Origin of the sequence: Polaribacter sp. Asnod1-A03, assembly GCF_045063585.1 — a bacterium.
GTDB lineage: Bacteria > Bacteroidota > Bacteroidia > Flavobacteriales > Flavobacteriaceae > Polaribacter.
Genome location: NZ_JBEFOE010000009.1, coordinates 3,040,167 through 3,067,006, shown reverse-complemented (window position 1 = coordinate 3,067,006; position 26,840 = coordinate 3,040,167). Strand labels below are relative to the sequence as shown.

Below are 26,840 nucleotides of genomic sequence, written 5' to 3'. Positions count from 1 at the left end.
ACATAACTACCAAGTAATTTATATTTACGTATCATAAATATAAACATTCAATAGAATAAAACGTTTATGAATGGTTTATTTTGTTGATTATGATTTAATTGTTTAATAAAAATATGGTTAAGTTATTAAATATGTATATATTTGCACCCGCATTTTCAGTAAGTTAATGCAAACAATTAGTATAAATACGCAAAACAATTAGTATGTACGCAATCGTAGAGATAGCAGGGCAGCAGTTTAAAGTAGCAAAAGACCAAAAGGTATACGTTCATCGTTTACAAGGGGAAGAAGGATCAGAAGTAACTTTTGATAATGTTCTTTTACTTGATAATGAAGGAGCAGTAACTATTGGCGCCCCAGCTATAGAAGGAGCCGCAGTAACGGCCAAAATTTTAGGTCACTTAAAAGGTGATAAAGTAATCGTTTTCAAAAAGAAAAGAAGAAAAGGTTACCAAAAGAAAAATGGACACAGACAATACTTAAGTGAGATTCAAATTGAATCTATTGCTGCTTCTGGTGCTAAAAAAGCAACAAAAGCAAAAGCTGCTCCTAAAAAAGCTGCAAAAGCAGATGACTTAAAGAAAATTGAAGGTGCAGGACCTAAAGCTGCAGAGGCTTTAGTAAGCGCAGGTTTAGATACTTTTGCTAAAGTGGCAAAAGCAGATGCAACTAAATTGAGTGAAATCTTAACTGAAGCTAGTTCTAGATTATCTCATATTGTTACTACTACTTGGCCAAAGCAAGCTGGTTTAGCTGCAGAAGGTAAGTGGGATGAATTAAAAGAATTACAAGATAGATTAGACGGAGGAATTGAAAAATAATTCTGTTAAATTTAACTTTAACCTATAAAAACTCAATAACATGGCACATAAAAAAGGTGTAGGTAGTTCGAAGAATGGTAGAGAATCAGAATCGAAACGTCTAGGTGTAAAAATATTTGGAGGACAAGCTGCAATTGCAGGTAACATTATTGTTCGCCAAAGAGGAACAACTCATAATCCAGGAGAAAACGTTTACATGGGTAAAGATCATACTTTACATGCAAAAGTTGATGGTGTTGTAGAATTCCGTAAGAAAAAAGATAATAGATCTTATGTCTCTATTACTCCTTTTGAAGTATAAGGAATTAAAACTTTAAACATATTTAAAACGCTCAAACAAATTAATTTGTTTGAGCGTTTTTATTTATAATTTTTATAGTATATTTCTAGTTTATTCCCTTACTACATGAGAAATTCTTTATTTACCCTATTCTTCTATTTCTTGTTTTTGATGAGCTTTGGTGCTCAAGAAAATAAACTTCCTGAAAAAGAAATTGTTAAAAAAATTGAGGTCTTTATTTTAGAACAAAAATTAGACTCTGCAGCTATTTTTTTACCTCAACTAGAAAGTAATGATTATAATTCTATTTTATCAAAAATAGTAAATAAAGAGTTCATTTCTTATGAAGACCTCTATAGATTTACCTCTAGTACTACCAATAAACAATCCATTAAATATTTAAAAGTATCTAATTATATTAATGAGTTTATCGAAGAACCAACAGAAAAAAAAATAAATTTAGATTATGTAAAAATAAAATGGGGTCAAGTTTCTGAACTGAGAAATCGAATAGGTTTAGAAGAGGCTTCTTTTGAGCAAGAAAAACTAGAATCTTATATAGAAAAATTTAATATTAAGGATGTAGATGTGTTGAGGGCAAAAACAAGGATTACAACACATCCAATAGTAATGTTTTTGATTCAGAAAGATATTGAAAATGGAAAGAAGTTGACTCTAGAGAGTTTGGATATTGCAAAAAAAATAGATGACAAACCACTACAAGTAGCTTTTTTATATCATTTAACAGATTTTCTAATGTTAGAGAATAAACTTCAAGAATATATTGATGCAAGTGAAGAAAGTCTTAGGATAGAGAATGAATTAGAAAGAAAATCACCTTATTATAATAGTACAATTGATCATTTAATAGATGCTTATATTTACAAAGGGGGAAATAATGTAAGAGTAAAGAGCTTATTGGATGAGATGTATCAAGGGGATTGGTCGAAACTTCACTCTTATTATTTATATGCTAAGTTTGTAAATAAACTTAAAACAGACTCTCCTCAAATGAAAGAGGTTTTAAATAAATTTGATGTAAATAATACTCTTGAATTAGTAGAGAAATTTAGAGCTTTAGGTAAAGATTTAAATCATCATGATTTTGCTAATTTAATAGCAGCTTCTTCTAACGCTTTGGTTTCTCATGGTTTTTATAAAGAAGGAGTTGAATATAAAAATATTCAAATAAATTTAATAAAAGATATTTATTCTAAAGATTTATCGGAATCTTTGGCTGAATACAAAACAGCACAAGCATTAAAAGGTAAGCAGCAAGAGATTGAACATGAAAAAGAAAGAACAACTTTATACGGTATTATAGCTTTATTAGCTTTTGTTTTATTTTTTATAGCATTACTGGTTTTAAGAAAAATAAAAAAACAATCTAAACAACTTACAGAAAAAAACAGTTTAATTCGTAAAGCATTAAAAGAGAAAGAGTTGTTAGTTAAAGAGGTTCATCATAGGGTAAAAAATAATTTTCAGATTGTATCTAGTTTATTAGAATTACAAAGTAGGGGTATTGAAGATGAAAAGGCTTTAGAATTAGCTAATGAAGGTAAAAATAGAGTAAAGTCTATGGCATTGATTCATCAAAAATTATATCAAAATGAAACTGGTTTGGTAGATTTTGATGAGTATATACATTTACTTGTTAAAGAACTGTCTTCTCTTTTTAAATCGGATAATATAATAGATACATCAATTAAATCAGAAAACATGAGTTTTGATGTAGATACCGCAATTCCTTTAGGTTTAATAATTAACGAAGTAATTACAAATTCTTATAAATACGCTTTTAATAAAGACAAAGAGAATACTTTATCTATCTCTATCAACAAAGAAAATGATGAAAATTTTAAATTGATAATAGAAGATAATGGACCTGGTTTATCTGATGATATTGATATTAAAAAGACTAGAAGTTTAGGTTTACGTTTGGTAAATAGATTGGTAAAACAATTGCATGGTAAGTTAAATTTAACGAATGATAATGGAGCTCGTTTTGAAATCTTATTTAAAGATATACATACAAGACAATTGGTAGATTAATCTGATAAGTTATATTTTTTAATGGATAAAGTAAAAGTTTTAGTAGTAGAAGACGAAATTATTATAGCAGATAGTATTTGCGATACTTTAGAAGAATTGGGTTACGAAGCATTAGAGCCAGCAATAAGTTATACAGAAGCAATAGAAACAATAATCAGCGATAAACCAGATATAGCTATTTTAGATATACAATTATCAGGAAAAAAGACTGGGATTGATGTTGCAAGAAGAATTAGAGAAGATTTTCATTTTCCCTTTATATTTTTAACATCAAATTCAGATTCGTTAACATTAAATCAAGCAAAAGAAGTAAGACCACCAGCATTTTTAGTAAAGCCTTTTTCTAAAGAAGAAATTTATACATCTATAGAAATAGCTTTACATAATTTTTCTTTAAGCGAAAAAGATGATTATAAAAGTCGAGAAAGAGATGCTATTTTTGTAAAAGAAAAAGGAGTCTATATAAAAATTAAATTCGATGATATTTTATATTTAAAAAGTTCTCATGTTTATGTAGAGCTGTTTTTAGCTAATGATAAAAAGATTTTATTAAGAAGAAGTTTAAATGATGTTCTTAATAGTTTAAATAGTAATTTTATTAGAGTTCAAAGAAGTTTTGCCGTAAATATTAAATATGTATCAGAAGTTAAAAATAATTCTCTAAAAATTAGAAGAAAAGAAGATATACCAATAGGAAAAACTTTTAAAGAAGGATTGATAAGAAGAATAAGTGATTTATAAATGCTTTTAGAACAAAGTTGGTGTTGTTTAGAACAAAATTATAGTAAATGATTTAAAAATTAGTTAGCTTTGCAAAGCTAAAAAAATATAATGTTGGGGGACATTAATATTTAATTTGGATTTTTCTTTATAAATCCTATTTTTAAAAAAAAAGTTACTCAGATAAAGAGTGACTTTTTTTTATCTATTTTTTTAAGACTGCTATACAGAGTTCTTTTATTACTTTTGCGGCTATGAAATTTTTGTACGACTTATTAGTTTTTAAAGCTTCAATATTATTACCTATTATCGCACTTTTCAATAAAAAAATAAAGATTTTTGTTGATGGAAGAAAAGAAACATTTTCTAAAATTTCTACTTTAAAGAATAAAAAAACAATTTGGTTTCATGTAGCTTCTTTAGGTGAATTTGAACAAGCAAGGCCAATTATAGAAGAACTAAAAAAAGACTATAAACACTATAAAATTTTAGTTACTTTTTTTTCTCCTTCGGGATATGAAATTAGAAAAAATTATAATTTGGCAGATGTGGTTTGTTACCTTCCTTTAGATTCTAAATCCAATGCTAAAAAATTTGTAGAAATTGTAAACCCTGAATTTGCTATTTTTATAAAATATGAATTTTGGCCAAATCTTTTAAATGAATTAAAAAGACAAGAAATTCCAACTATTTTAGTTTCAGGAATTTTAAGAGAAAAACAATTGTTCTTTAAAAGTTATGGAGATTTTATGCGAAAATCGTTACAAGCTTTTCATCACTTTTTTGTGCAAGATGAAAATTCTAAAAACTTATTGAATTCCATCGATTTTAAAAATGTAACCATTGCTGGTGATACACGTTTTGATAGAGTTTCTAAAATTTTAAATCAAGACAATTCATTAGATTTTATCAATCAATTTAAAGACAATAAATATACCATTGTTGCAGGTAGCACTTGGCAAGAAGATGAAGAATTATTGGTAAATTATATCAATAATAAAGCATCCGAAGATGAAAAGTTTATAATAGCGCCGCACAATATCAAACAAGAAGCAGTTTTAGAATTACAGAAATCAATCCATAAAAAAACAGTTTTATTTTCCGCTAAAGCGGATAAAAATTTAGCAGAATATCAAGTTTTTATTATTGATACCATTGGTATTTTAACTAAAATATATGCTGCTGCAGATTTGGCTTATGTTGGTGGCGGTTTAAAAACGGGTTTGCATAATATTTTAGAACCAGCAACTTTCGGAATTCCTGTAGTGATTGGAAATAATTACGACAAATTTAAAGAAGCTGTAGATTTGGTGAAGATTGGTGGTTGTATTTCAATCAAAAATCAAGAAGAATTTACCCAGAATTTCATCAATTTAAAAGAAGATGAAGGTTTTAGAAAATTAACAGGAGAAATTAATAAAAGATATATTAAAGACCATCTTGGTGCAACAAAATTAGTGATGAATTATTTAAAAGATAAAATTTAAAAATGGATTTTATATTACAACCTTGGGCTTGGTACGTTGGCGGCCCGTTAATAGCAATTTCTTTATTGTTGTATTTTTATTTTGGTAAAAATTTTGGAGCATCCACAAATTTTGAAACTTTATGTACGATTGCTGGAGCTGATAAATTTTCTGATTATTTTAAAAAAGATTGGAAAGATCGAGATTTTGCATTAATGTTTGTTATAGGTTTAATTATTGGTGGATTTATTTCTGCATATTTTTTAACTCCTGATAAAAGCATAGATTTAAATCCAAAAACAGTACAAGAATTAACAGATTTAGGATTTGCTAATGTAGGAAATCAATATTTTCCTGATGAAATCTTTAGTGAAGAGGTTGTCTTTTCTTTAAAAGGTTTTTTAATATTAATCGTTTCAGGAGTCTTAATTGGCTTCGGTACACGTTATGCTGGTGGTTGTACTTCTGGTCATGCAATTACAGGTCTAAGTAATTTAGAAATTCCTTCTTTATTAGCTGTAATTGGCTTTTTTATAGGTGGTATTATTGCTACTTGGTTTATAATTCCAATTTTATTTTAGGTATGAAAAACATCAAATTTTTATTATTAGGAATTTTTTTTGCTATCGTTTTAAGTAAAACACAGGCAATTTCTTGGTTTCGTTTTTACGAAATGTTTAAGTTTCAGTCTTTTCATATGTTTGGGATTATTGGAGGAGCTGTTGTGATTTCGATGGTTTTTATGCAGCTTTTTAAAAATGGAAAAATAAAAGATATCAACGGAAATAAAATTGTACCAAAACCAAAAGAAAAAGGTTTTATAAGAACTCTTTTAGGAGGAACGTTTTTTGGATTAGGTTGGGGAATTTCTGGCGCCTGTGCTGCACCCATTTTTGTAATACTTGGTTTTAAATTAATTCCTGCAATCATTTTATTGATTGGAGCACTTTTAGGAACCTTACTTTATGGGGTATTAAGTAAGAAATTACCCAATTAAATGAGCAATTTAAAAGACAATTTTGGACGACAAATAGAGTATGTACGATTGGCAGTAACCGATCGTTGTAATTTGCGTTGCCAATATTGTATGCCTGCTCACGGAATAGATATTGTGCCAAGGCAAGAGTTACTTACCTTTAAAGAAATGTATCGCTTAATTCGTGTATTAACAGAATTAGGTGTTAATAAAGTGCGTTTAACAGGTGGTGAACCTTTTGTGCGTAAAGATTTTGTAGGATTTTTAGAAATGTTGTCTTACAATGACTTGTTAGATGCCATAAATATTACCACAAACGGCGCACTAATTTCTCATCATATTGATAAAATTGAAAAGCTTAAGAAAGTAAAAAACATCAATTTAAGTATTGATAGTTTAGATAGAGAAAAGTTTGCGAAAATTACTAGGAGAGATGTATATCCAGAGGTATATAAAACCTTTGAATTACTAGAAAAAAGTAGTTTAAATTTAAAGTTAAACGTTGTTGTACAATCGGGTTTTAATACAGATGAAATTGTAGATTTTGTAAGATTAACAAAAGATAAAAATGTGGCCGTAAGGTTTATTGAAGAAATGCCTTTTAACGGAAAAGGGCAACGTGATGTACAAGAAAACTGGACGTTTAAGAAGATTTTAAATGAAGTAAAAACGGAGTTTGATGTTGCAGAGATTCAGTCAGAAAAATCATCTACTTCTAGAAATTATAAAGTTGAGAATCATTTAGGGACTTTTGGAATTATTCCGGCATTTACAAGAACAATCTGTAATGATTGTAACAGAATTAGAATAACATCAACAGGAACTTTTAAAAACTGTTTGTTTGATGATGGAGTGTTTAATTTAAGAGATTTTATAAGAAAAGGAGCTTCTAATGATGATTTAAAAGAACTCTTTTTATCTTTAGTAAAACAAAAACCAGAAAATGGTTTTATTGCAGAAGCAAATAGAAAAGATGGTGGAGCTTCTGAAAGTATGAGTACAATTGGTGGGTAATTATGATTTCAGTAAAAGAAGCAAAAAATATTATTTTAAACTCAACTCAGAATTTTGGAGTTGAAAAAATTCCGTTTATAAAATCTGTTGGTAGAATTTTAAAAGAAGAAATTACTGCAGATAGAGATTTTCCACCATTCAATAGAGTTTCTATGGATGGAATTGCCATTGATTTTAAAGAATTTAGTTCTCGACTGCGCTCGAACAGACAATTAACTTTTAGAGTAGAAGGGATTCAAGCTGCAGGAAGTAAACAAATTACACTTAATAATGCTGAAAATTGTATTGAGGTAATGACAGGTGCAGTGTTGCCAAACAATGCAAATACGGTTATTAGATATGAAGATGTAACTATCAAAAACGGAATAGCGACAATTAATACAGAAACGGTCTACTACAGTCAAAATGTGCATCAAAAAGGAAAAGACGGAAAAATAGGAGATGTATTAATTGAAGAAAATACAATAATTTCTGCTGCAGAAATTGGAGTTTTAGCAACTGTTGGTAAATCAAAAGTAAAAGTTGCAAAGCAACCAAAAGTAATGATTGTTTCTACAGGTGATGAGTTGGTTGGAGTTGATGAAATTCCGTTAGAACATCAGATTAGAAGAAGTAATGTGTTTACCTTAGTCTCTTTGTTAGAAAGATTAAATATTCCTTCAGAAACGGCTCATATTACAGATGATAAACCAATTTTAAAATCTAAAATAGAAAGTTATTTACAAGAATATGATGTCTTGCTTTTTAGTGGAGCAGTAAGCAAAGGAAAATATGATTTTTTACCAGAAGTTTTTAAGGAATTAGGAGTAGAAAAACTGTTTCATAAAGTAGCACAAAGACCCGGAAAACCATTTTTCTATGGGAAAACTAGTGATTGTAATATCTTCGGATTTCCAGGGAATCCAATTTCTACCTTTGTAAATTGTTTAGCGTATTTTTATCCTTGGTATTACAAATCTGTTGATATAGAAACCAAAGAAGAAACCGCTATTTTAGGAGAAGATGTTTCCTTTAAACCTAATTTAGAATATTTTTTGCAAGTAAAATTAGAAAGTAAATTCGGACATTTAGTAGCTTTTCCAATCAAAGGAAATGGTTCTGGAGATTTAGCAAGTTTGGTAAAAACCGATGCTTTTATTCAATTATCAAATGATAAAATTGAGTTTAAGAAGGGAGAAGTTTATCTGATAATTAGATATAGATAGTGTAGTTTTTATAAACTAACTAACACACTGTCAGTTCGAGTGATTTTTCTGACATAGGAAGAAAAATTGTATCGAGAACAGATTAGAAAAACATAAAACTTCTCGATACAAAATTCTTGAAAAAAGAATTTCACTCGAAGTGATAATGTGTAGTTAATTATGAACAATAGTGAAAATATTCTATCAGTTCGAGTGAGTTTTTGAGGAACGAAAAAAATTGTATCAAGAACATTTTTAAATTGAAATAATGAAAATCTATTATGTTTATATTCTAAAATGTGTTGATATAATGTATTACACAGGAATAACTTCTAATTTAGAAAAAAGATTCTTTGAACATCAACAAGGAAAACATCAAGAAAGTTATACTTATAAAAGAAGACCACTTGAATTAGTTTTTTATGCTGAATTTTCTGATGTTGGATTTGCTATAGACACAGAAAAGCAAATAAAAAAATGGTCGAAAGCTAAAAAAGAAGCTTTGATTAATAATGAATATGAAAAACTTCCTAATTTAGCGAAGAAGAAATTTTAAATAATTAAAAACTTCTCGATACAAAATTCTTGAAAAAAGAATTTCACTCGAAATGACAAGATGTTATAAGAATTCCTAATAATTGTTGTCAGTTCGAGTGAATTTGTGAAGAATGAACAAATTTGTATCGAGAACAATAGAATACAGATAATGAGCGATTTTTCACACATCAATAAAAAAAACAATCCTAAAATGGTAAATGTTTCTGATAAGAAAATTACCAAAAGAACGGCAATTGCAAAAGCAACCATGTTTTTAGGAAAAGAAGTTATTGCTCATTTTACAAATGATGAGTTAATCACTAAAAAAGGACCTGTTTTTCAAACAGCAATTATTGCCGGAATTCAAGGTGTTAAAAAAACATCAGAGTTGATACCTATGTGTCATCCTTTATTAATTAATGGAGTAGATGTTGATATTACTATTATCGACTCAGAAAATATTGAAGTTCTTTGTAAAGTTACGATAACTGGTAAAACTGGTGTAGAAATGGAAGCGTTAACAGGAGCAAATATAACTTGTTTAACCATTTATGATATGTGTAAAAGTATCAGTCAAAAAATGGTGATTAAAGAAGTGAAATTATTAGAAAAAACAGGAGGAAAATCTGATATTAAAAATGACTAAACACAGAAAACATACCAATTTAGAAAGAAGAAATAATGATAATTTTGCGCCAAATGAGATTGCAATTTTGGGCACAAACTGTGATGTTATTTCTGATTTAGTTTCAAAAATTTCTCAAAAATTAGCTAATTATAAATTGGCCTATTTTGATGCTTCTCATGCAAAAAATGTAGAGAAAAATAGTTTATCAGAATATGTTTTTCATCACGAAGGAAATGTACAAATAACAACTTCTGGTAACATAAATAAGTTTCAACAGCGTTTAGATTTTGCGCAGTTTGATTATGTTTTTATCAATGGGAATCATTATCAGGGAGCAAAACAAATATTAATTTTAGATGAAGCAAAAGAAGCTTCAGTATTAAAAAGATTAGAACAATTAGATCGTATTCAGTTTGTGGTAAAATTAAAATCAGAAACTAAATATTTTGACTTTTTAGAAGAAAAATATCCTCAGATAAAAAACATAACTTGTTATACAATTGATGAGGTTGATCAAATTGCAAATCACATTAATAATTTAATTCAAGAAAAAATTGCACCTGTAAAAGGCTTGGTTTTAGTTGGCGGAAAAAGTACAAGAATGGGAACAGATAAATCTGAACTCAATTACTTTGGAAAACCTCAAAAAGAATACGTTAAAATATTGCTTGAAAACCAAAATTTAGAAACATTTTATTCTGTTCAACCTTTCGACTTCGCTCGTGATGACAACAGTAATGATGATGAAATATCAGATAAATTTATCAATTTAGGTCCTTTTGGCGGTATTTGTTCTGCGTTTCAAAAAGACCCAAATGCTGCTTGGTTTGTGTTGGCAACAGATGTACCTTTTGTAAATGAAGAAATTATTCAGTTGGTTTTAAAACATAGAAACCCGAGTAAAGCAGCAACTGCTATTCAGGGAAAAGGAAAAGATTTTCCGGAACCTTTAATTACTATTTATGAGCCGAAAGCATATCCAATTTTATTACAATATTTGGCGCAAGGATATTCTTGTCCGCGTAAAATGTTGATTAATTCTGATATAGAAATTGTAGAAATCGACGATACTTTTATCAGAAATATAAATACGCCAGAAGAATTTGAAGTTGCCAAAAACGAGTTGAAAAACTAATGGATAAAAATGATTGTTTTAAAAGATAAAATTGCTAAAGTATTTAAAATTCAAACATATTTTGATGCTATTTGTGCCAGGCAAAACCAAGAATGGCAAATATCACCTTTAGAATTAAAAGAAAAATTAAACGATTCTAATTTAGAAATTATTGCAGTTTTATCAAATTTAAAATTGCCTTTTAAGGTGCAGCAGACGATTCCTATTACTACATTTGATGTTGATAAAATTAAAGTTGATAAAAATAAAATTTATGTAATGGTTTGCCAAAGAGGAATTAATAGTTACAAAGCTGCAGAAAAATTGAAAAAGAAATATCCAGATTTAAAAGTGTTGAGTTTAACAGGCGGAATTTCTAGCTACAAATAAAATTTAATGAAAAAACCGATCAATTTTTATACAAAACAACAAACGGAATTAGAAAAAGAAGCTGCCGTTTTAAAAAAGAAATTAATCAATTTAGCAATTTTTAGATTTGCTGTTTTTTTAGGGACAGGCCTTTTAATTTACCTAACTTTTGGTAATTTTCCAGATGTTTTTATTGTAGCTCTTTTAGGAATTGCTTTGTTTTCTTTTTTGGTGTTAACGCACACTAAAATCAAAAGAAATAAAGAAGTTGTAGAAGCTAAAATTAAAATTAATATTACAGAAATTAAGGTTTTAAATCGTGATTTTTATGATTTAGAAACTGGGGAAGAATTTATAAATCCATTAGATTATTATAGTAATGATGTTGATTTATTTGGTAAAGGTTCGTTTTTTCAATACATGAACAGAACTACTACAAACGATGGGAAATTACTTCTAGCAAATACGTTATCGGTTAATAATACAACCAACATTGTAGCTAAGCAAAATACAATAAAAGAGCTTTCTAAAAAAGTAACTTGGAGGCAACATTTTTCTGCTTTAGCAAGTTTGGTTACTGTTAAAAATACTTCTAAAGAAATAGTAGATTGGATTTCTAATTACACTGCTGTTTTTTCTAAATATTTAGCAAAAATTCAAATTTCGTTTTCTATAGTTTCTATAGTTTTAATTGTTTTAGTAGCTTTTAATTTTATTGCTTTTTCATTTATAACTGCATGGTTTTTTATAGGCCTTTTTATTACAGGAGCATTTGTAAAAAAAACTCAAAATTTATATTCAGAAACAGGTAATGTAAGAGAGACTTTTAGGCAATATCATCAATTACTAGATGAAATAGAAAACGAAACTTTTACATCAGAAATGTTAAAAGAGAAACAAGCAATTATTAAGTCAGAACAAAAAAAAGCTTCTGTAATTTTTAAAGAATTTTCTAAGATTTTAGACGCATTTGATCAACGTAATAATATTTTAATTTCTGTAGTTGGTAACGGTTTGTTTTTATCAGAAATTTACAATGCTTGTAAAGTAGAAAAATGGATTTTAAACTACAAGCACACAGTAGAAAAATGGTTTGAAGTTGTTGCCTATTTTGATGCTCAGAATTCATTAGCAAACTTTAATTTTAATCATCCAAAATTTGTGTTTCCAGAAATTTCATCAGAAAAAGAGATTATAAAATCTACAAATTTAGGACACCCATTATTAAATGTTGATAAAAGAGTTGATAATGATTTTTTAATTGATGACGAGCAATTTTTTATTTTAACTGGTGCAAATATGGCTGGTAAAAGTACCTTTTTAAGAACGGTTTCTTTGTCTATTGTTATGGCAAATTGTGGCTTACCAGTTTGTGCAGAACGTTTTAAATATCATCCTATAAAGCTAATTACAAGTATGAGAACTTCTGATTCTTTAACAGATGATGAATCTTATTTTTACTCAGAATTAAAGCGTTTAAAGTTTATTGTTGATGAAATAAAATTAGAAAAATATTTTATCATTTTAGACGAAATTTTAAAAGGGACAAATAGTAAAGACAAAGCAATTGGCTCTAAAAGGTTTGTAGAAAAATTAACAAAATCGAAATCTACAGGAATTATAGCAACGCACGATGTTAGTTTATGTGCCTTAGAAGATGAGTTTTCTAGTGTGAAAAATTATTATTTTGATGCAGAAATTACCAATAATGAACTACATTTTGATTATACAATGAAAAAAGGAGTATGTAAAAATATGAATGCTTCTTTTTTATTACAAAAAATGGAAATTGTTTAAGAAATTAATTTTGCCACTCTAAAGTTTCTATCAATTCTAAAATATCAGTTTTAATATAATCAACTGCAGGTAAAATAGAATCGTAGTTTGGTTTTGTGTAAAAGTATAAAGAACCTTTTATAAAATTGTTTGTACTGTCTGTAACATGAAATTGCAGGTTAGAAGCTGCGTTTCCTGTAATTTCATACAAACTACCAAAAACTCTTTTCTTAGGGTTTACAAAATCTTTAGGTATAATTTGTTCTGCCTTAACAGCATGTTTATAAACTAATTTTTCTGCTTCTGTTAATAGTTCTTTTAAATTGTTTTCTACAGGTCTGTAAGTAATATCTATAGAAGCTTTTAGTGCAGGGTATTTAATAGTAATCCAATTATTTTTTTCGTCAATAACAGAAGTGTTATTTAAAATGTTAAAACTATAAGGTCTATAGATTTCTAAATTTTTATATATTTTCTTCGGGTATTCTAAACTTAAATAAGCTTTAGGCTTTGGTAAAACATCTTCTTTACAGGAAAGAAAAAGAGTTAAAAAAATCAATAAAAAAAGGTTACGCATTTCTGGTTGCTTTTACTTGTTTAATACGTTTTTTATCTAACGCTTCTATTGTAAATGTATAATTTTTGAAGTTTATTTTCTCTCCTTTTTTAGGGAACTTACCAGAAATTTCTAAAATAAATCCGGCTAAGGTTTCGCTTTCTCCTTTTTCTTCTTCAAAAATTTCTTCGTCTTCATTATCTAAAACTCTACAGAAATCTTTAATTGTAATTTTACCTTCAAAAATATAGTTATTGGCATCAATTTTAGAGTAGGATAGATCTTCATCATCAAATTCATCATTAATATCACCTACAATTTCTTCGATAACATCTTCTAAAGTTACCAATCCGCTTGTACCTCCGTATTCATCTACAACAATTGCTAAGTGATTTTTCTTTTCTCTAAAATCACCTAATAAATCATCTAACTTTTTGTTTTCTGGCACAAAAAAAGGTTCTCGTAATAAATCTTGCCATTTAAACGTTGTTTTGTCTAAATGTGCGAGTAAATCTTTGGCATATAAAACACCTATAATATTGTCTATATTTTCTTTATAAACAGGATTTCTAGAATATCCGTTTTTTAATATTTTCTCTAAAACAGCTTCGTAAGGTTCATCGTCTGATAAGGCAAAAATATCTATACGAGGTTTCATAATTTGCACAGTTTCTGTATTACCAAAATTTACAATTCCTTCTAATATCTTTTGTTCATCTTTTGTAGTTGCACCTTCAGAAGTTAATTCTAATGCCTGAGACAGAGTTTCTACAGAAAAATTAGAGTTTTTGTTTCCTAATTTTTTTTCAATCCATTTTGTCAAAGTAATTAATGGCAAGCTAAAAGGTGTTAGTAAAAAACTTATTGAATGAATAAATTTAGACATCACTCTAGAAAATTTAAGTGCATTTCTAGATGCATATACTTTTGGTAAAACTTCTCCGAAAAGTAAAATTAAAAAGGTTATTAGAACAATTTCTAATAAAAAACGAATGGGTATAGAAAAGAGAATTAGGTTTAATTGATAATCAAAACTACCAAAAAATGTTTCTGATAAAGAAGCAAATAATAAAACAATTAAAATATTAATAAAATTATTAGTTATTAATATTGTGGCTAATAGTTTTCTGGGTTTTTCTAATAAGGTAACAACAATGTTTTCTTCTTTTCCGTTGTTAGAAAGTTCATTTAAATCTGTTTGATTAAGAGAGAAAAAGGCAACTTCTGCGCCTGACACTAAAGCGGAACTTATAAGCAAAGCGATTAGTGTGATTATATTAAAGGAAGTTAATAAATCTATACTTGTAAAAAATAAAAATAAAATTTTGGGGTCTGGGTCCAATTTTTAAGGTTTAAGTTAAATTAAAAAGGCAAATCGTCCTCTTCCTCTGTTTCTATGGATTTAGTAACAGGAGCAGGTTTTTGATTTTGAACTGGGTTAATATTAGTATTTTCTGTATTTTTTTTGTTAGATAACATGGTCATTTCATTAACTACAACCTCTGTAGAATAACGTTTTACACCATCTTGTTCCCATTGGCGGTTTTTTAGTTTTCCTTCTACATACACTTTATCACCTTTTGTCAAGTATTTTTCGCACACTTTAGCCAACCCGTTTCTTACAACAAGATTATGCCAATCTGTAGTGGTAACTTTTTCTCCGGTTTGTCTGTTTGTGTAACTTTCTGATGTTGCAATAGGAAAACGGCCTACACAGTTTTGATCATCAAAATAATGCATTTTAACGTCATCACCTAAATTACCAATTAAAATTACTTTATTTATCGTTCCTGCCATAAGATGTGTATTTCTATATCAAAAGTAATAAAAATATCAATTACTTTTTAGATTGATATGTTTCTAAGAAATTTGCGATTAAAATAGGAACAGGGTATTTTTCGATCTCATTCCATTTTACAGTTGCTTTAGATAGGTTTTCTATTTCAACAATCCAGAATTGGGTATATAAATGTTGATGAGATAATTTATGTACAATTTCTTTTTGATTAAAAAGAGAGATTGTAGTTTCAATAGGAAATAAGTCGATAAATTTTTCGGATGTTACTAATTCATTCTTATTAATAACTTTTTCACTTTCTATTAAAGGAAATTGATATAAACCTTGCCAAATACCCTTACCCTTTCTTTCTGATAAAATGGTTTTATAATTTTTGGTTTTTATTACCAGAAAATTAAAGTAACGTTTTCTAACTTTTATTTTTCTCTCTTTAATAGGTAGCTCTTTTATCAACTGTTTTTCTAAAGCAACACAACTACTAGAAAAAGGACAAGTATCGCAAAGCGGATTTTGTGGTTTGCATTGTATTGCACCAAAATCCATAATTGCTTGATTAAATGTACCAGGTTGTGTTTTATCAATTAAAGACTGTGCTAGTGTTTTAAACTCTTTAATTCCTGCAGATGTATTAATAGGTGTTTTAATTCCGTAATAGCGAGAAAGCACTCTGTAAACGTTTCCATCTACAACCGCAGTGGCTTCATTAAAGCAGATTGATGAAATTGCAGAAGCGGTGTAATCTCCAATGCCTTTTAGTTTTATAATTTCTTTATAAGTTGATGGAAATTCTCCATTTAATTCGTTAGCAATTAATTTTGCAGAATAATGAAGGTTTCTTGCACGAGAATAATATCCCAAACCTTGCCACATTTTTAAAACAGTACTTTCATCTGCATTTGCAAGGTGAAAAACAGTAGGAAAAGTCTCTATAAATTTTAAATAATAGGCCAAACCTTGCGCAACTCTTGTCTGTTGAAGCATGATTTCTGACAGCCAAATAAAGTAAGGATTCTTAGTTTTTCGCCAAGGTAATTCTCGGTTATTTTGTAAATACCAGTAAATTAATGTGTTATAAAAAATCATTGATTAAAAATAGGATTGCAATATTACATTATAAAATTCACATAAATTTAAGTCTTTATCTTTTTGGAATTGATTAATTATCATATATTTGCATCCGCATTTTTGGGAGTAAATAAATAAAAATATAGTAAAAATATAGAGACATGACGAAAGCAGATATCGTATCAAAAATTTCAGACAAATCAGGAATCGAAAAAACAGAAGTTTTAGCAACTGTTGAAGCATTTATGACTGAAGTAAAGGATGCATTAGAAAGTGGAGATAACGTATATTTAAGAGGTTTTGGTAGTTTTATCATCAAAACTAGAGCAGAGAAAACAGGTAGAAATATTTCTAAGAATACTACAATTAAAATTCCAGCACACAATATTCCAGCTTTTAAGCCAGCTAAAACTTTTACGGAAGGAGTAAAAAGTAAAGTAGCTGTTAAATAACAAAATATTAATCTAAACCTTAATCGGTTAAAAAAACAACAGACATTATGCCAAGTGGTAAAAAAAGAAAGAGAGCTAAGATCTCTACACACAAAAGAAAGAAAAGAGCTAGAGCAAATAGACACAAGAAAAAGTAAGCATCAGCTTACTTTTTCGTTTATTATTTAGACGAAAAAAAATTAACACAAAGTTCATTGACATTAGAAGATTTAGTTATTAACTAAAAATCTTCTCACGGTATTTATAATACCTGACAATATTAATCCATCTACACAATTAAGTGTAGTCTAAAACCATTTCAGCATGAAAACAGAATTAATAATTCGTTCAAATTCATCTGATATTGATTTTGCCTTATTAAGAGATGGAAAACTTATTGAATTAAATAATGAAACATCTGATAACAAGTTTTCTGTTGGCGATATATTTTTAGCCAAAATAGGAAAAGTGTTAACAGGTTTAAACGCGTCCTTTGTTAATGTAGGATATCCAAAAGATGGATTTTTACATTATCATGATTTAGGTGCGCAGGTAAACTCATTAAACGCATTCATTAAGAAAGTAAGCACAGGTAAGTATAAAGAATTCACTTTAAAAAGCTTCCAAAAGGAAGCGGACATTAACAAAGACGGTAGTATTAATAGTGTACTAAAATCGGGGCAAAACCTATTAGTACAAATAGTAAAAGAACCAATTTCTACAAAAGGACCCAGATTAAGTTCTGAGTTGTCTATAGCAGGTAGGTATTTGGTTTTAGTTCCTTTTTCTAACCGAGTTTCTGTTTCTCAAAAAATAGCAGACCCAAAAGAAAAAGAACGTTTAAAAAGATTAGCGAAAAGCATTAAACCTAAAGGTTTTGGTGTTATTTTAAGAACTGTTGCCGAGGGCAAAAAAGTTGCAGAACTAGATAAAGATTTACAAAATTCTTTAGATCGTTGGAAAACTATGTGTAAGAGAATACCTAACACAAACACACCAGCAAAAATTTTAAGTGAGTTAAATAGAGCTTCTTCAATTTTAAGAGACATTATGAATGAGACTTTTACAAGTATTGTAACAAATGATGAAACTCTTAAAGTAGAGATTAAAGAATATTTACAAGAAATTTATCCAGAAAAAGAAAATATTGTAAAACTTTATAATTCTGATGTTCCTATTTTTGAAAAATTTGGAATAGAAAGACAAATAAAAACGTCTTTTGGTAAAACAGTTTCTATGAGTAGAGGTGCTTATTTAGTAATTGAGCACACAGAAGCTTTACATGTTATAGATGTAAATAGTGGAAATAGATCTAATAAAGCAGGCTCTCAAGAAGATACTGCTTTAGAAGTTAATTTAATATCAGCAACAGAAATAGCACGCCAGTTACAATTGCGTGATATGGGAGGAATTATAGTTGTTGATTTTATTGACATGCACAAGGCTGAAAACAGAAATAAATTGTATCAGCATTTAAAAGAACAAATGGCTTTGGATAGAACAAAGCATAAAATATTACCTCCAAGTAAATTTGGTTTGGTACAAATTACAAGACAAAGGGTAAGGCCTGAGTTAAGTATAAAAACTACCGAAGCCAACCCAAATAAAAATGGAGAAGTAGAAGCACCTATAGTTTTGTTAGACAAAATTGAGGCAGATTTAGAGAAATATTTGTTAAGCTCTAATAATAAAAAAGTACAATTACATGTGCATCCTTTTATTGCTGCTTATTTAACAAAGGGAGTAAATTCTATACGTTTTAAATGGTATTTAAAGCACAAAAAGTGGATTACAATTATACCTCGTGACGCTTACACATACTTATATTATAGATTTAAATCTGAAAAAAAATAAATTTTATAATATAAAGGCAATAATTTTTTATCAAAAAACCCCGCAAATTTTAGTTGCGGGGTTTTGTGTTTTATAGACTTTAATTTTATAAAGAATGATAGTAGCTTAAAAGTTTAACTACATCTTTTTCTTTTTTAAGGTTTAGTTTATTTCCTTTAATATATTTCTTTAGTTCACTCTTTTTACTAACTAAGGCTTTAAGAATATCTTTCTCTTTTAATTTTACAGAAATATATTTGTTATCCTTATTAAGGATGTAAAAAGTTGTCATAGTAACATATCTCTTGTTTTGATTAGTGTCGTTATAACTGTTTTTTAAGACATATGGTTCTTTTAATACTTTGCGAGAATCAATTAAAAGGTAATTCTCTTTTGTAAGTGTAGGGGTGTAAAAATAATCTCTATCTACATTTTCAAGGAAGCTACTTTTAGGTATTCTTACAAAATGCCTGTTATTAATAACAAAGCTTGTAACAGATTTATCCCTTAAAATAAAACCTTTTTTCTCCTTATGAGAATTACCAATTATCGGTTCTCCAGAAACCATATCAAATTGAATTCTTGATTGAGGAGCGCTAATAGAATCATTAATTATTATTTTTCCTGTTCCCCAATCATCTAAGTAGTATTGATGCCCATCTATGCCATCAACGTTATATTTTAAGTCATTAAAAACTCTAGCACTTTCTTCAAAAGTAGAAAGTGTTCCTAATAAATTTTGACCTACACACATGTTTCCTATTAGGAGAATAGACCATAAAGCTTTTTTTGTAAATTTCATAGCGTTTATTAATTGTAATAATTATTTATAAGATTTAAGTTACTATACGATTAATACAAATATAATATTATGATAATTAATTATTAATATTATCAATTATTTTGGCAATTGTTTATGATAATTTTAAGGTTAATTAATCTGTTTTTTCTTTAATTAAATATAAATAGGCAGGGTAATGATCAGAATAACCACCAATGTAATTACCATTAGAAAAGCTTCTATAAGGATATCCTTTATATTTTCCTTTTTTAGTTGTCAAAAAAGCTTTGTTAAAAATCATGGCTTTATACATTTTGTAGGTAGAGTAATCTTTTTTTCCTTTATCTAATAGTGGAGAAGTAAAGAAAATCATGTCAAATAAGTTTATTTTATCTCTATATTTTAATGTATTAAAACCTCTTCTAAACATGTCTTCATAAGGGTTGTATAAATCACCTTCATTTACCTCTTTTTTTCTGCTTTTAGTTTGTAATACTTTTTTAAAACTAGAATTTATTGGGTCGTCATTAAAATCTCCCATAATTAAAATTTTAGCATTTTTATCTTCTTTTCTAATTTGTTCTATAATTTTCGTGTTTTGATAGGCAGCTTTTTCTCTGTTAGGTCTACTCGCTTTTTCACCACCTCTTCTAGATGGCCAATGATTTACAATTAGGTGAATTAATTCATCATCTAAATAACCCGAAACTAAAAGTTGATCTCTTGTGTAAATTTTTACGTTATTGCTATATATGTTAGGGTTAAAAGCTTCATGATAAATAGGGTTAAAATATTTTTTCTGATATAATAGAGCAACATCAATGCCTCGTTTATCAGGAGAATCATAATGGATAATTCCATAATCATTCTTTATTAAATGTTTAGATTTTATCAAATCTTCTAGTACATTTAAGTTTTCAACTTCCGATACTCCAATTATAGCAGGACTTGTATTTGTTTTGCTAGCACCTATTTGAGCAATTGTACTGCTTAGTTTTTCAATTTTATCCCAATAAATTTTAGATTTATTAGATTTCAATTCCATTATCGGGCTTGCTTCATCATTTTTATTTACATCATTTATGGTGTCAAATAAGTTTTCTAGATTATAAAAAGCAATGGTTCTTATGTTGTATTGTTTTTCCTTTTTCTGAGAATTACAAGACGTAATTACTATAGAGAAAATCAAAATAAAAAATATATTCTTACTCATTTTTATGATGTTTTTATGTAATGTAAAAATAAGAAACTAAAGCTATTAATTAAGTTAAGATATCTAGTAATGGGGTATTTTAATTTTTTTTCACTAAATTTAAGAGCGAAAAAAGAAAATTTAGCTTACAAACTATTTATGAAAAAAATTGTTATGGCAACTTTGCTGTTAACTACTATTTTTGTGGTTAATGGTCAGAATATTATTAAGGGAGTTGTTTTAGACAATAATTCTGATAAACCACTTAAGGGTGTTTTTGTATCAATAAAGAGCACTAATAATAAAGAAATTACAGATGTAAATGGGTATTTTCAAATAAAGAACTTATCAAATACAAATATTGTTTTAGAAATACAATTTGATGGTTATGAAACTCAAAATATAGCTATTGAACTTTCCGATAAAACTTTAGATCTAGGCATTATTTATCTCTTTAAAGATATTTCTATAAATCAAGATTTAAGCTTAATTACACTTACTGATGACGAATTAAATGACGATGTTAATTCTGCAGATAATATTGCAGGCTTGCTGCAATCATCAAGAGATATTTTTCTTAGAACAGCTGCTTTTGAGTTTAGTTCGTCTTTTTTTAAGGTAAAAGGATTGGATTCTGGTAACGGAAAAGTGTTGATTAATGGCATAGAAATGAATAAAATTTATGACGGAAGAGCACAATGGGGAAATTGGGGAGGATTAAATGATGTGTTAAGAAATCAAGAATTTAGAAATGGTTTGTCTCCTTCGGATGTTACTTTTGGAGGCCTTTTAGGATCTACAAATATGGAAACAAGAGCTTCTGAACAAAGACCAGGAGTTAGAGTAACTTACTCTTCATCCAACAGAAGTTATCAGCATAGAATAATGGCTACATATTCTTCGGGAATGTTAAAAAACAATTGGGCTTTTACATTTTCTGGAAGTAGAAGAGTAGGTAAAGAAGGTTTTAACGATGCAACCTCTTACAATGCATATTCCTTTTTTACATCCATCGAAAAAAAGTTGAGTGATAAAAGCAGTATTAATTTTACTGGGATTTTTACACCAAATAGAAGAGGGAAATCGTCGCCAAATACCCAAGAAGTTTATGATTTAAAAGGAATAAAATATAATGATTATTGGGGTTTTTTAAATGGAGAAAAGAAAAACTCTAGAATTAAAGAGGTAAGTGAACCAATTTTAATGTTAAATCATTATTGGAATCTTTCTAAAAAAACAATTTTAAATACAAATGTTGCTTATCAATTTGGTAAGATTGGTAATAGTAGAATTGATTATAATGGAGGCTCAAATCCAAGTGCTGCCTATTATCAAAAATTACCGAGTTATTTTTTAAAATATAATGATTTTGAAGGTGCTTATGAGGCTGAAAATAATTTTAATACTGACGGACAAATTGATTGGAATGCTATTTTTGATGCAAATATTACCAATAAGAATCAAGATTTAGAAAACGCATATGTTTTATATGAAGATAGAAATGATGATAAACAACTTACTGTAAATACCATTTTAAATAAAGAAATTAATGATCATATTGTAATTAATGGAAAAATTGAATACAAACAATTACGATCTAAAAATTTTGCTGAGGTAATTGATTTGTTAGGTGGAGTTGGTTATTTAGATATTGATCCTTTTGGAGCCACAGAAGATGAAAAACAAAACGATCTTTTAAATCCGAATAGAATTGTAGGTAAAGGCGATCAATTTAAATATAATTTCAACCTAAATTCTGATATAATTTCTGGCTTTGTTCAGTCTCAATTTCGATACAAAAAAGTAGACTTTTATGCGGCTTTAAATGTAATTAATACATCTCATCAAAGAGAAGGTTTGTATCAAAACGGAGGTTTTGTAAATAATTCTTTAGGAGAATCGGAAAAACAAAAATTCACAACTTATGGTGTTAAATTTGGTGTAACTTATAAGATAACAGGTCGTCATTTAATAGATTTTAATTCAGGATATTTTACCAATGCACCAACTACTAGAAATACGTTTTCTAACTCAAGAGAAAATAATAATGTGGTTTTAGGTTTACAAAACGAAAAAACACTTTCTACGGATATTAGTTACGTTTTTAGAAGTCCGATAATTACATCAAAAATAACTGCTTATTATACATCTATAAAAGATGCAACCGAGATTTCTTTTTATTTTGCAGATGGTGTTGGTGGAGATAATACTGCTTTTGTACAAGAAATTTTAAGCAAGATTAATAAAACTCATTTAGGGTTAGAGTTGGGGATTGAAGCGCAAATTACACCCACATTAAAATTAAAAGGAGCTGCATCAATTGGTCAGTTTACCTATGGCAATAACCCTAATTTATATTTAACAACAGAAGCAGATACAGAGTCTTTAGTTGCTGGTTTTGTAGATGGATTTAAAGATTTTGGTACAACAAATCTTAAAAATTACAAATTAGCTTCGGGACCACAAAATGCATATTCTGTTGGTTTTGAATATAGAGATCCTGATTATTGGTGGTTTGGAGCAACACTTAACTTTTTTGCAAACACATTTATAGATGTTTCTCCTTTAAATAGATCTCAAAATTTTTATACAGACGATGATGGATTGCCATTTTTAGAATATGATACAGATATTGCTAAAGAACTTTTAGTACAAGAAAAATTCAATAATTATTCTGTTGTAAATCTTGTTGGAGGAAAATCTTTTATAGTTAATAAACATTATATAAGTGTTTTTGCAACCGTAAATAACTTATTGAATAAAGAGTATAAATCTGGTGGGTTTGAGCAAGGGAGAAATGCTAATTACAGACAGTTGTTAGAAGATAAATCTTTAGATAAACCAGTTTTTGGTAATAAATATTGGTATGGTAGAGGTGCAACTTATTTTTTAAATGTAAGTATCTCTCTTTAATAAAAACGGAAAAAGAAAATGAAAAAGAATAGAATAATAAGTTTAACACTTGCTTTTATAACAAGTATTTTGTGCATTACATGTGTTGATGATGCAGATTTTGCAGTGCCAGAAGGTTTAGGGAATGAAGAAAATGAGGCTGTAAATAAAATTTTAGATAGTATTTCTGCCGGAACTCTTCAATTAAAAACAATACAACAAATAAAAGAATTATATATTATTGGCAACGATCCGTTAGAAGTTACGTCTAATATTGTTGTAAAAGGTTATGTTATTTCTTCGGATAAAACGGGTAATTTTTATAAAGAATTTTACATGCAAGATACTCCAGAAAATCCAAATTCAGGGATAAGAGTTTCTTTAAATCTAACCAATAGTTACAATAAATATAATCTTGGTAGAGAGATTTACGTTCGTCTTAAAGGCTTGTATGTTGGGGAAACAAATTCTGGAGATGGTATTGTTACAATAGGCGGAAAAGTTAGTGCTACAAACCTTTCGGAAATTGAAAATATAACTACAAATCAAATTCCGAATCATATTTTTAGAACAACTACAACAGAAGTTATTGTGCCAAAATTAATTGATTTTGCTGGGATTAATGACACACATATAGGAACTTTTATTTCCTTAGAAAATGTGTTTTTTGATGCTCAGCTAACGGGGAAATCATTTGTAGATCCAATAGAAGATTTTGATACACAACGTAAAATACAAACTTGTTTAGGTTTGGGGTATGATGAGTTGTTATTAGAAACAAGTTCTTTTTCTAGCTTCTCTAACGAGACTTTGCCTGAAAAAGCAGGAACCATAAATGCCATTGTTTCTAAAGATTTTACAGGAAGTTTTATGGTGTTGCAACTTAACGATAGTAAAGATATGGTTATGAATGATGCTAGGTGTGTGCCTTTACCGATAGAAGATTATACAACTATTTTATTAGAAGAAAATTTTGATAATGAATCTGGAGACATAGATGTTTTAAATTGGATAAATTATAGAGATATTGGTACAAAATCTTGGAGGTCTTACACAGATAGTTATTCGCAAAGTAAAGCGGCAAGAATTAATTCTATAAGTTCTGGTGATGACATTACGGTTACTTGGTTGATTACAAAAGAAATTGATCTAACAACCACATCGCAAGAGTTTTTGTCTTTTGAAACGTCTAATAGTTTTGCAAACGGAAGTAATTTAGAAGTTTTAATATCCACAGATTTTGATGGGAATGAAAACAACATAAATTCTGCAAGTTGGAATGTTTTACCTGCAAAAATTGTTTCTGACGGACAAGATTTTAGAGATTGGATTCATTCTACTTATATAGATTTATCAAATTATTCGAATACAGCTTACATCGCTTTTAAGTATACAGGTAACGGTGATGGTAATTTTGATGGAACTTATGAGTTAGATAATGTTATTATAAATGCAAAATAAAAATTATTGGAAATGTATATTTAAAAGAAAAAAGTTATGGAGGAAATTGTTTTAGAAAAAGAAATTGAGAGTGTAAGCAGTTTTATTTTAGAAGTAGAATTAAAAGAGCTATCTACTAATGGAGTTGTAAGGTTTGGTTCTAAAGAGGGGGGTTTTTGGAACGGGAAACAATTAACAATACCAGTTTCTGGTGTATATAAAATAGAGTGGGGTTTTTACAAAAATTCGGTAAGTACTTTTTATCAAAACTCTAAGACAGAATTGGTTTTGGTGTTAAATAATAGATTACATGCCCAAAAAGCCAAAATAACAAAAGGCACAAACTGCCCAAAAACATCAAATATTTGTAGTCAAAAACTTATGTTGACTTTAAATAAAAATGATAGATTATCTCTACATGCAGAAATCTTTAATGCTAAAAGTTTAAACATGAAAGATGTTTATTTAAAAGTATCTAAATCAGGTGTATAAGATAAAATAGATTTTAATTGTTAAGAATAGTATGTTGTTTGATTAAGATGTTATTTTTACTTTATGGATAAAATAGAACATATTGGTATTGCTGTAAAAGATTTAGAACAGTCTAATAAATTATTTGCTTCACTTTTAGGTAAAGAACATTATAAAATTGAAAAAGTAGCTTCAGAAAGTGTAAGAACATCTTTTTTTAAGACTGATTCGAGCAAGATAGAATTGTTAGAAGCTACAAGTGCAGAAAGTGTGATTGCGAAATTTATACAAAAAAAAAGATAAGGAGTTCATCATATTGCTTTTGCTGTAGCAGATATTAAATCAGAAGTAAAAAGACTTAAAAAAGAGGGTTTTACAGTTTTAAATAAAACCCCTAAAAAAGGTGCAGATAATAAGTTAGTTGTTTTTTTACATCCAAAAACGACTAATGGAGTTTTAATTGAATTATGTCAAGAAATAGAATAGTTAAAATACTGCTAACAGATACTGTTAACTGCAGACTAATTATTATCTTGCATGCTTTAAAACAATGCTAAATAATGGCAACTAAATTTGATTCTTATCAAAAACGAAGATTACTGTCTTCTTATTTTTCTGTAGTAATAAGTATTGCTATCGTTTTATTTATGGTAGGTTCTTTAGGATTAGTTTTATTAAAATCAACTTTAGTTGCTAATCGTGTAAAGGAAAAAGTGGCAATAACTTTGTTCTTAAAAGACAAAATTTCTAATAAAAATCGAAAAGATTTAGTAGCTTCTCTCCAAGAAGAAGAATTTACTAAAAAGGTTATTTACACAAGCAAAGAACAGGCAGCTAAAATATATAGTGAAGAAATTGGTGAAGATTTTTTAAGTTTTTTAGGTGAAAATCCATTAAAAAACGGAATAGATCTTTATTTAAAATCTGATTATGTTACTCCAGAAAAAATGGAAGAATTAGAAGCACGGTTTTTAAAAAATGCTTTTATTTCTGATGTTTCTTATGATAAACCTTTAATTAATTTACTAACCAAAAACATTAAAAAAATTAGCTTTTGGATGTTAATAATTAGCAGTTTTTTTGGCTTAGTATCTATGTTTTTAATTAATAGTTCTATAAGGTTGTCTATTTATTCTAAACGATTTAACATTAAAACCATGCAAATGGTTGGCGCTACAAAAGGCTTTATTAGAAGACCTTTTATATTGCAAAGTATTAAGTTAGGCTTTATCGGTGCTTTATTAGCGCTTATTGCTTTAGGTGCAGTTATTTATTATGTAGATAAATTTGCTCCTTCTTTATTACTTTTAGAAGATTATACTACATTAGCATATTTAGTGGGCGGAATCATAATTTCTGCTTTTGTGATAACATGGATAAGTACTTTTTTTGCTACCCAACGTTTCTTAAATTTACAAACAGAAGAACTTTATTATTAATA

The 26,840-nt window shown here is 28.2% G+C and carries 26 protein-coding genes and 1 pseudogene; 21 read left to right on the top strand and 6 right to left on the bottom strand.

Annotated features, from left to right (window positions below; translation table 11 throughout):
* The first annotated feature begins 203 nt into the window (after positions 1-203).
* The 14 genes from rplU to ACJJVY_RS13600 all read left to right on the top strand — a co-directional run bounded on the left by rplU (position 204) and on the right by ACJJVY_RS13600 (position 12,961).
* Positions 204-821, top strand: coding sequence for a 50S ribosomal protein L21 (gene rplU / locus ACJJVY_RS13665; protein ID WP_405609809.1), 618 nt, complete (start codon positions 204-206; stop codon positions 819-821).
* A gap of 40 nt (positions 822-861) precedes the next feature.
* Positions 862-1,122, top strand: a complete 261-nt coding sequence (gene rpmA / locus ACJJVY_RS13660; RefSeq protein WP_036824185.1) for a 50S ribosomal protein L27 — start codon at positions 862-864, stop codon at positions 1,120-1,122.
* A 105-nt stretch (positions 1,123-1,227) separates the two neighbouring features.
* Positions 1,228-3,156, top strand: a complete 1,929-nt coding sequence (locus ACJJVY_RS13655; RefSeq protein WP_405609805.1) for a sensor histidine kinase — start codon at positions 1,228-1,230, stop codon at positions 3,154-3,156.
* A 21-nt stretch (positions 3,157-3,177) separates the two neighbouring features.
* Entirely contained in the window at positions 3,178-3,897 is a 720-nt protein-coding gene (locus ACJJVY_RS13650; protein WP_405609802.1) for a LytR/AlgR family response regulator transcription factor, read from the top strand.
* A gap of 233 nt (positions 3,898-4,130) precedes the next feature.
* Positions 4,131-5,363, top strand: coding sequence for a 3-deoxy-D-manno-octulosonic acid transferase (locus tag ACJJVY_RS13645; RefSeq protein WP_405609799.1), 1,233 nt, complete (start codon positions 4,131-4,133; stop codon positions 5,361-5,363).
* 2 nt (positions 5,364-5,365) lie between these two features.
* Complete coding sequence (locus ACJJVY_RS13640) at positions 5,366-5,923, top strand: YeeE/YedE family protein (protein WP_405609796.1); 558 nt, start codon at positions 5,366-5,368, stop codon at positions 5,921-5,923.
* Between the two features lie 2 nt (positions 5,924-5,925).
* The gene (locus ACJJVY_RS13635; protein WP_405609793.1) at positions 5,926-6,339 is read left to right on the top strand and encodes a YeeE/YedE family protein; all 414 of its coding nucleotides are present in this window, start codon (positions 5,926-5,928) and stop codon (positions 6,337-6,339) included.
* Entirely contained in the window at positions 6,340-7,332 is a 993-nt protein-coding gene (gene moaA / locus ACJJVY_RS13630; RefSeq protein WP_405609790.1) for a GTP 3',8-cyclase MoaA, read from the top strand.
* A 2-nt stretch (positions 7,333-7,334) separates the two neighbouring features.
* A complete protein-coding gene (locus ACJJVY_RS13625; RefSeq protein WP_405609787.1) occupies positions 7,335-8,537 on the top strand; it encodes a molybdopterin molybdotransferase MoeA in 1,203 nt (400 codons plus the stop codon).
* A 247-nt stretch (positions 8,538-8,784) separates the two neighbouring features.
* On the top strand, positions 8,785-9,072 hold the full coding sequence (locus ACJJVY_RS13620; RefSeq protein WP_405609784.1) for a GIY-YIG nuclease family protein: 288 nt from the start codon (positions 8,785-8,787) through the stop codon (positions 9,070-9,072).
* A 150-nt stretch (positions 9,073-9,222) separates the two neighbouring features.
* Complete coding sequence (gene moaC / locus ACJJVY_RS13615) at positions 9,223-9,699, top strand: cyclic pyranopterin monophosphate synthase MoaC (protein ID WP_405609781.1); 477 nt, start codon at positions 9,223-9,225, stop codon at positions 9,697-9,699.
* The gene (locus ACJJVY_RS13610) at positions 9,692-10,816 is read left to right on the top strand and encodes an NTP transferase domain-containing protein (protein ID WP_405609778.1); all 1,125 of its coding nucleotides are present in this window, start codon (positions 9,692-9,694) and stop codon (positions 10,814-10,816) included. Before moaC ends, ACJJVY_RS13610 begins: the two co-directional genes overlap by 8 nt.
* Before the next feature lie 9 nt (positions 10,817-10,825).
* On the top strand, positions 10,826-11,185 hold the full coding sequence (locus ACJJVY_RS13605; protein WP_405609775.1) for a rhodanese-like domain-containing protein: 360 nt from the start codon (positions 10,826-10,828) through the stop codon (positions 11,183-11,185).
* 6 nt (positions 11,186-11,191) lie between these two features.
* Positions 11,192-12,961, top strand: a complete 1,770-nt coding sequence (locus ACJJVY_RS13600; RefSeq protein ID WP_405609772.1) for a MutS-related protein — start codon at positions 11,192-11,194, stop codon at positions 12,959-12,961.
* A gap of 4 nt (positions 12,962-12,965) precedes the next feature.
* Here the strand turns inward: ACJJVY_RS13600 and gldD are convergent, their stop codons facing one another.
* From gldD to mutY, 4 genes are read right to left on the bottom strand one after another with little or no spacing between them, the layout of a single operon-like run.
* On the bottom strand, positions 12,966-13,517 hold the full coding sequence (gldD, locus tag ACJJVY_RS13595; protein ID WP_405609769.1) for a gliding motility lipoprotein GldD: 552 nt from the start codon (positions 13,515-13,517) through the stop codon (positions 12,966-12,968).
* Positions 13,510-14,838: a gliding motility-associated protein GldE gene (locus ACJJVY_RS13590; RefSeq protein WP_405609766.1), complete on the bottom strand. Its 1,329-nt coding sequence runs from the start codon at positions 14,836-14,838 to the stop codon at positions 13,510-13,512. The genes gldD and ACJJVY_RS13590 overlap by 8 nt, the downstream gene beginning before the upstream one ends.
* 20 nt (positions 14,839-14,858) lie before the next feature.
* Entirely contained in the window at positions 14,859-15,293 is a 435-nt protein-coding gene (locus tag ACJJVY_RS13585; RefSeq protein WP_405609763.1) for a single-stranded DNA-binding protein, read from the bottom strand.
* A gap of 40 nt (positions 15,294-15,333) precedes the next feature.
* The gene (gene mutY, locus ACJJVY_RS13580) at positions 15,334-16,377 is read right to left on the bottom strand and encodes an A/G-specific adenine glycosylase (protein WP_405609760.1); all 1,044 of its coding nucleotides are present in this window, start codon (positions 16,375-16,377) and stop codon (positions 15,334-15,336) included.
* A 143-nt stretch (positions 16,378-16,520) separates the two neighbouring features.
* Here mutY and ACJJVY_RS13575 point away from each other — a divergent pair, with 143 nt between their 5' ends.
* Both ACJJVY_RS13575 and ACJJVY_RS13570 read left to right on the top strand, forming a co-directional pair.
* Positions 16,521-16,811, top strand: a complete 291-nt coding sequence (locus ACJJVY_RS13575) for an HU family DNA-binding protein (RefSeq protein ID WP_237587271.1) — start codon at positions 16,521-16,523, stop codon at positions 16,809-16,811.
* A 303-nt stretch (positions 16,812-17,114) separates the two neighbouring features.
* Entirely contained in the window at positions 17,115-18,644 is a 1,530-nt protein-coding gene (locus ACJJVY_RS13570; protein WP_405609756.1) for an Rne/Rng family ribonuclease, read from the top strand.
* An 85-nt stretch (positions 18,645-18,729) separates the two neighbouring features.
* Here ACJJVY_RS13570 and ACJJVY_RS13565 read toward each other — a convergent pair whose 3' ends face one another.
* The gene (locus tag ACJJVY_RS13565; RefSeq protein WP_405609753.1) at positions 18,730-19,425 is read right to left on the bottom strand and encodes a hypothetical protein; all 696 of its coding nucleotides are present in this window, start codon (positions 19,423-19,425) and stop codon (positions 18,730-18,732) included.
* Between the two features lie 133 nt (positions 19,426-19,558).
* Positions 19,559-20,617 (bottom strand): endonuclease/exonuclease/phosphatase family protein, encoded by a 1,059-nt coding sequence (locus ACJJVY_RS13560; protein WP_405609750.1) that lies wholly within the window; start codon positions 20,615-20,617, stop codon positions 19,559-19,561.
* A gap of 138 nt (positions 20,618-20,755) precedes the next feature.
* On the opposite strand from ACJJVY_RS13560, the gene ACJJVY_RS13555 reads away from it, so the two are divergent.
* The 5 genes and pseudogenes from ACJJVY_RS13555 (at position 20,756) to ACJJVY_RS13535 (ending at position 26,838) form a co-directional block, all read left to right on the top strand.
* The gene (locus tag ACJJVY_RS13555) at positions 20,756-23,509 is read left to right on the top strand and encodes a carboxypeptidase-like regulatory domain-containing protein (protein ID WP_405609747.1); all 2,754 of its coding nucleotides are present in this window, start codon (positions 20,756-20,758) and stop codon (positions 23,507-23,509) included.
* An 18-nt stretch (positions 23,510-23,527) separates the two neighbouring features.
* Entirely contained in the window at positions 23,528-24,949 is a 1,422-nt protein-coding gene (locus tag ACJJVY_RS13550; RefSeq protein ID WP_405609743.1) for a DUF5689 domain-containing protein, read from the top strand.
* A 36-nt stretch (positions 24,950-24,985) separates the two neighbouring features.
* Positions 24,986-25,420, top strand: a complete 435-nt coding sequence (locus ACJJVY_RS13545; protein ID WP_405609740.1) for a hypothetical protein — start codon at positions 24,986-24,988, stop codon at positions 25,418-25,420.
* 63 nt (positions 25,421-25,483) lie between these two features.
* Positions 25,484-25,885, top strand: a pseudogene (gene mce, locus ACJJVY_RS13540) (methylmalonyl-CoA epimerase).
* Between the two features lie 74 nt (positions 25,886-25,959).
* On the top strand, positions 25,960-26,838 hold the full coding sequence (locus tag ACJJVY_RS13535) for a cell division protein FtsX (RefSeq protein ID WP_405609737.1): 879 nt from the start codon (positions 25,960-25,962) through the stop codon (positions 26,836-26,838).
* Positions 26,839-26,840: the final 2 nt, after the last annotated feature.

Bases quoted from the DNA above. Each gene is read 5' to 3' on its own strand.
- rplU (WP_405609809.1), top strand. From the start codon at position 204: ATGTACGCAATCGTAGAGATAGCAGGGCAGCAGTTTAAAGTAGCAAAA.
- rpmA (WP_036824185.1), top strand. From the start codon at position 862: ATGGCACATAAAAAAGGTGTAGGTAGTTCGAAGAATGGTAGAGAATCA.
- ACJJVY_RS13655 (WP_405609805.1), top strand. From the start codon at position 1,228: ATGAGAAATTCTTTATTTACCCTATTCTTCTATTTCTTGTTTTTGATG.
- ACJJVY_RS13650 (WP_405609802.1), top strand. From the start codon at position 3,178: ATGGATAAAGTAAAAGTTTTAGTAGTAGAAGACGAAATTATTATAGCA.
- ACJJVY_RS13645 (WP_405609799.1), top strand. From the start codon at position 4,131: ATGAAATTTTTGTACGACTTATTAGTTTTTAAAGCTTCAATATTATTA.
- ACJJVY_RS13640 (WP_405609796.1), top strand. From the start codon at position 5,366: ATGGATTTTATATTACAACCTTGGGCTTGGTACGTTGGCGGCCCGTTA.
- ACJJVY_RS13635 (WP_405609793.1), top strand. From the start codon at position 5,926: ATGAAAAACATCAAATTTTTATTATTAGGAATTTTTTTTGCTATCGTT.
- moaA (WP_405609790.1), top strand. From the start codon at position 6,340: ATGAGCAATTTAAAAGACAATTTTGGACGACAAATAGAGTATGTACGA.
- ACJJVY_RS13625 (WP_405609787.1), top strand. From the start codon at position 7,335: ATGATTTCAGTAAAAGAAGCAAAAAATATTATTTTAAACTCAACTCAG.
- ACJJVY_RS13620 (WP_405609784.1), top strand. From the start codon at position 8,785: ATGAAAATCTATTATGTTTATATTCTAAAATGTGTTGATATAATGTAT.
- moaC (WP_405609781.1), top strand. From the start codon at position 9,223: ATGAGCGATTTTTCACACATCAATAAAAAAAACAATCCTAAAATGGTA.
- ACJJVY_RS13610 (WP_405609778.1), top strand. From the start codon at position 9,692: ATGACTAAACACAGAAAACATACCAATTTAGAAAGAAGAAATAATGAT.
- ACJJVY_RS13605 (WP_405609775.1), top strand. From the start codon at position 10,826: ATGATTGTTTTAAAAGATAAAATTGCTAAAGTATTTAAAATTCAAACA.
- ACJJVY_RS13600 (WP_405609772.1), top strand. From the start codon at position 11,192: ATGAAAAAACCGATCAATTTTTATACAAAACAACAAACGGAATTAGAA.
- gldD (WP_405609769.1), bottom strand. From the start codon at position 13,517: ATGCGTAACCTTTTTTTATTGATTTTTTTAACTCTTTTTCTTTCCTGT.
- ACJJVY_RS13585 (WP_405609763.1), bottom strand. From the start codon at position 15,293: ATGGCAGGAACGATAAATAAAGTAATTTTAATTGGTAATTTAGGTGAT.
- mutY (WP_405609760.1), bottom strand. From the start codon at position 16,377: ATGATTTTTTATAACACATTAATTTACTGGTATTTACAAAATAACCGA.
- ACJJVY_RS13575 (WP_237587271.1), top strand. From the start codon at position 16,521: ATGACGAAAGCAGATATCGTATCAAAAATTTCAGACAAATCAGGAATC.
- ACJJVY_RS13570 (WP_405609756.1), top strand. From the start codon at position 17,115: ATGAAAACAGAATTAATAATTCGTTCAAATTCATCTGATATTGATTTT.
- ACJJVY_RS13565 (WP_405609753.1), bottom strand. From the start codon at position 19,425: ATGAAATTTACAAAAAAAGCTTTATGGTCTATTCTCCTAATAGGAAAC.
- ACJJVY_RS13560 (WP_405609750.1), bottom strand. From the start codon at position 20,617: ATGAGTAAGAATATATTTTTTATTTTGATTTTCTCTATAGTAATTACG.
- ACJJVY_RS13555 (WP_405609747.1), top strand. From the start codon at position 20,756: ATGAAAAAAATTGTTATGGCAACTTTGCTGTTAACTACTATTTTTGTG.
- ACJJVY_RS13550 (WP_405609743.1), top strand. From the start codon at position 23,528: ATGAAAAAGAATAGAATAATAAGTTTAACACTTGCTTTTATAACAAGT.
- ACJJVY_RS13545 (WP_405609740.1), top strand. From the start codon at position 24,986: ATGGAGGAAATTGTTTTAGAAAAAGAAATTGAGAGTGTAAGCAGTTTT.
- ACJJVY_RS13535 (WP_405609737.1), top strand. From the start codon at position 25,960: ATGGCAACTAAATTTGATTCTTATCAAAAACGAAGATTACTGTCTTCT.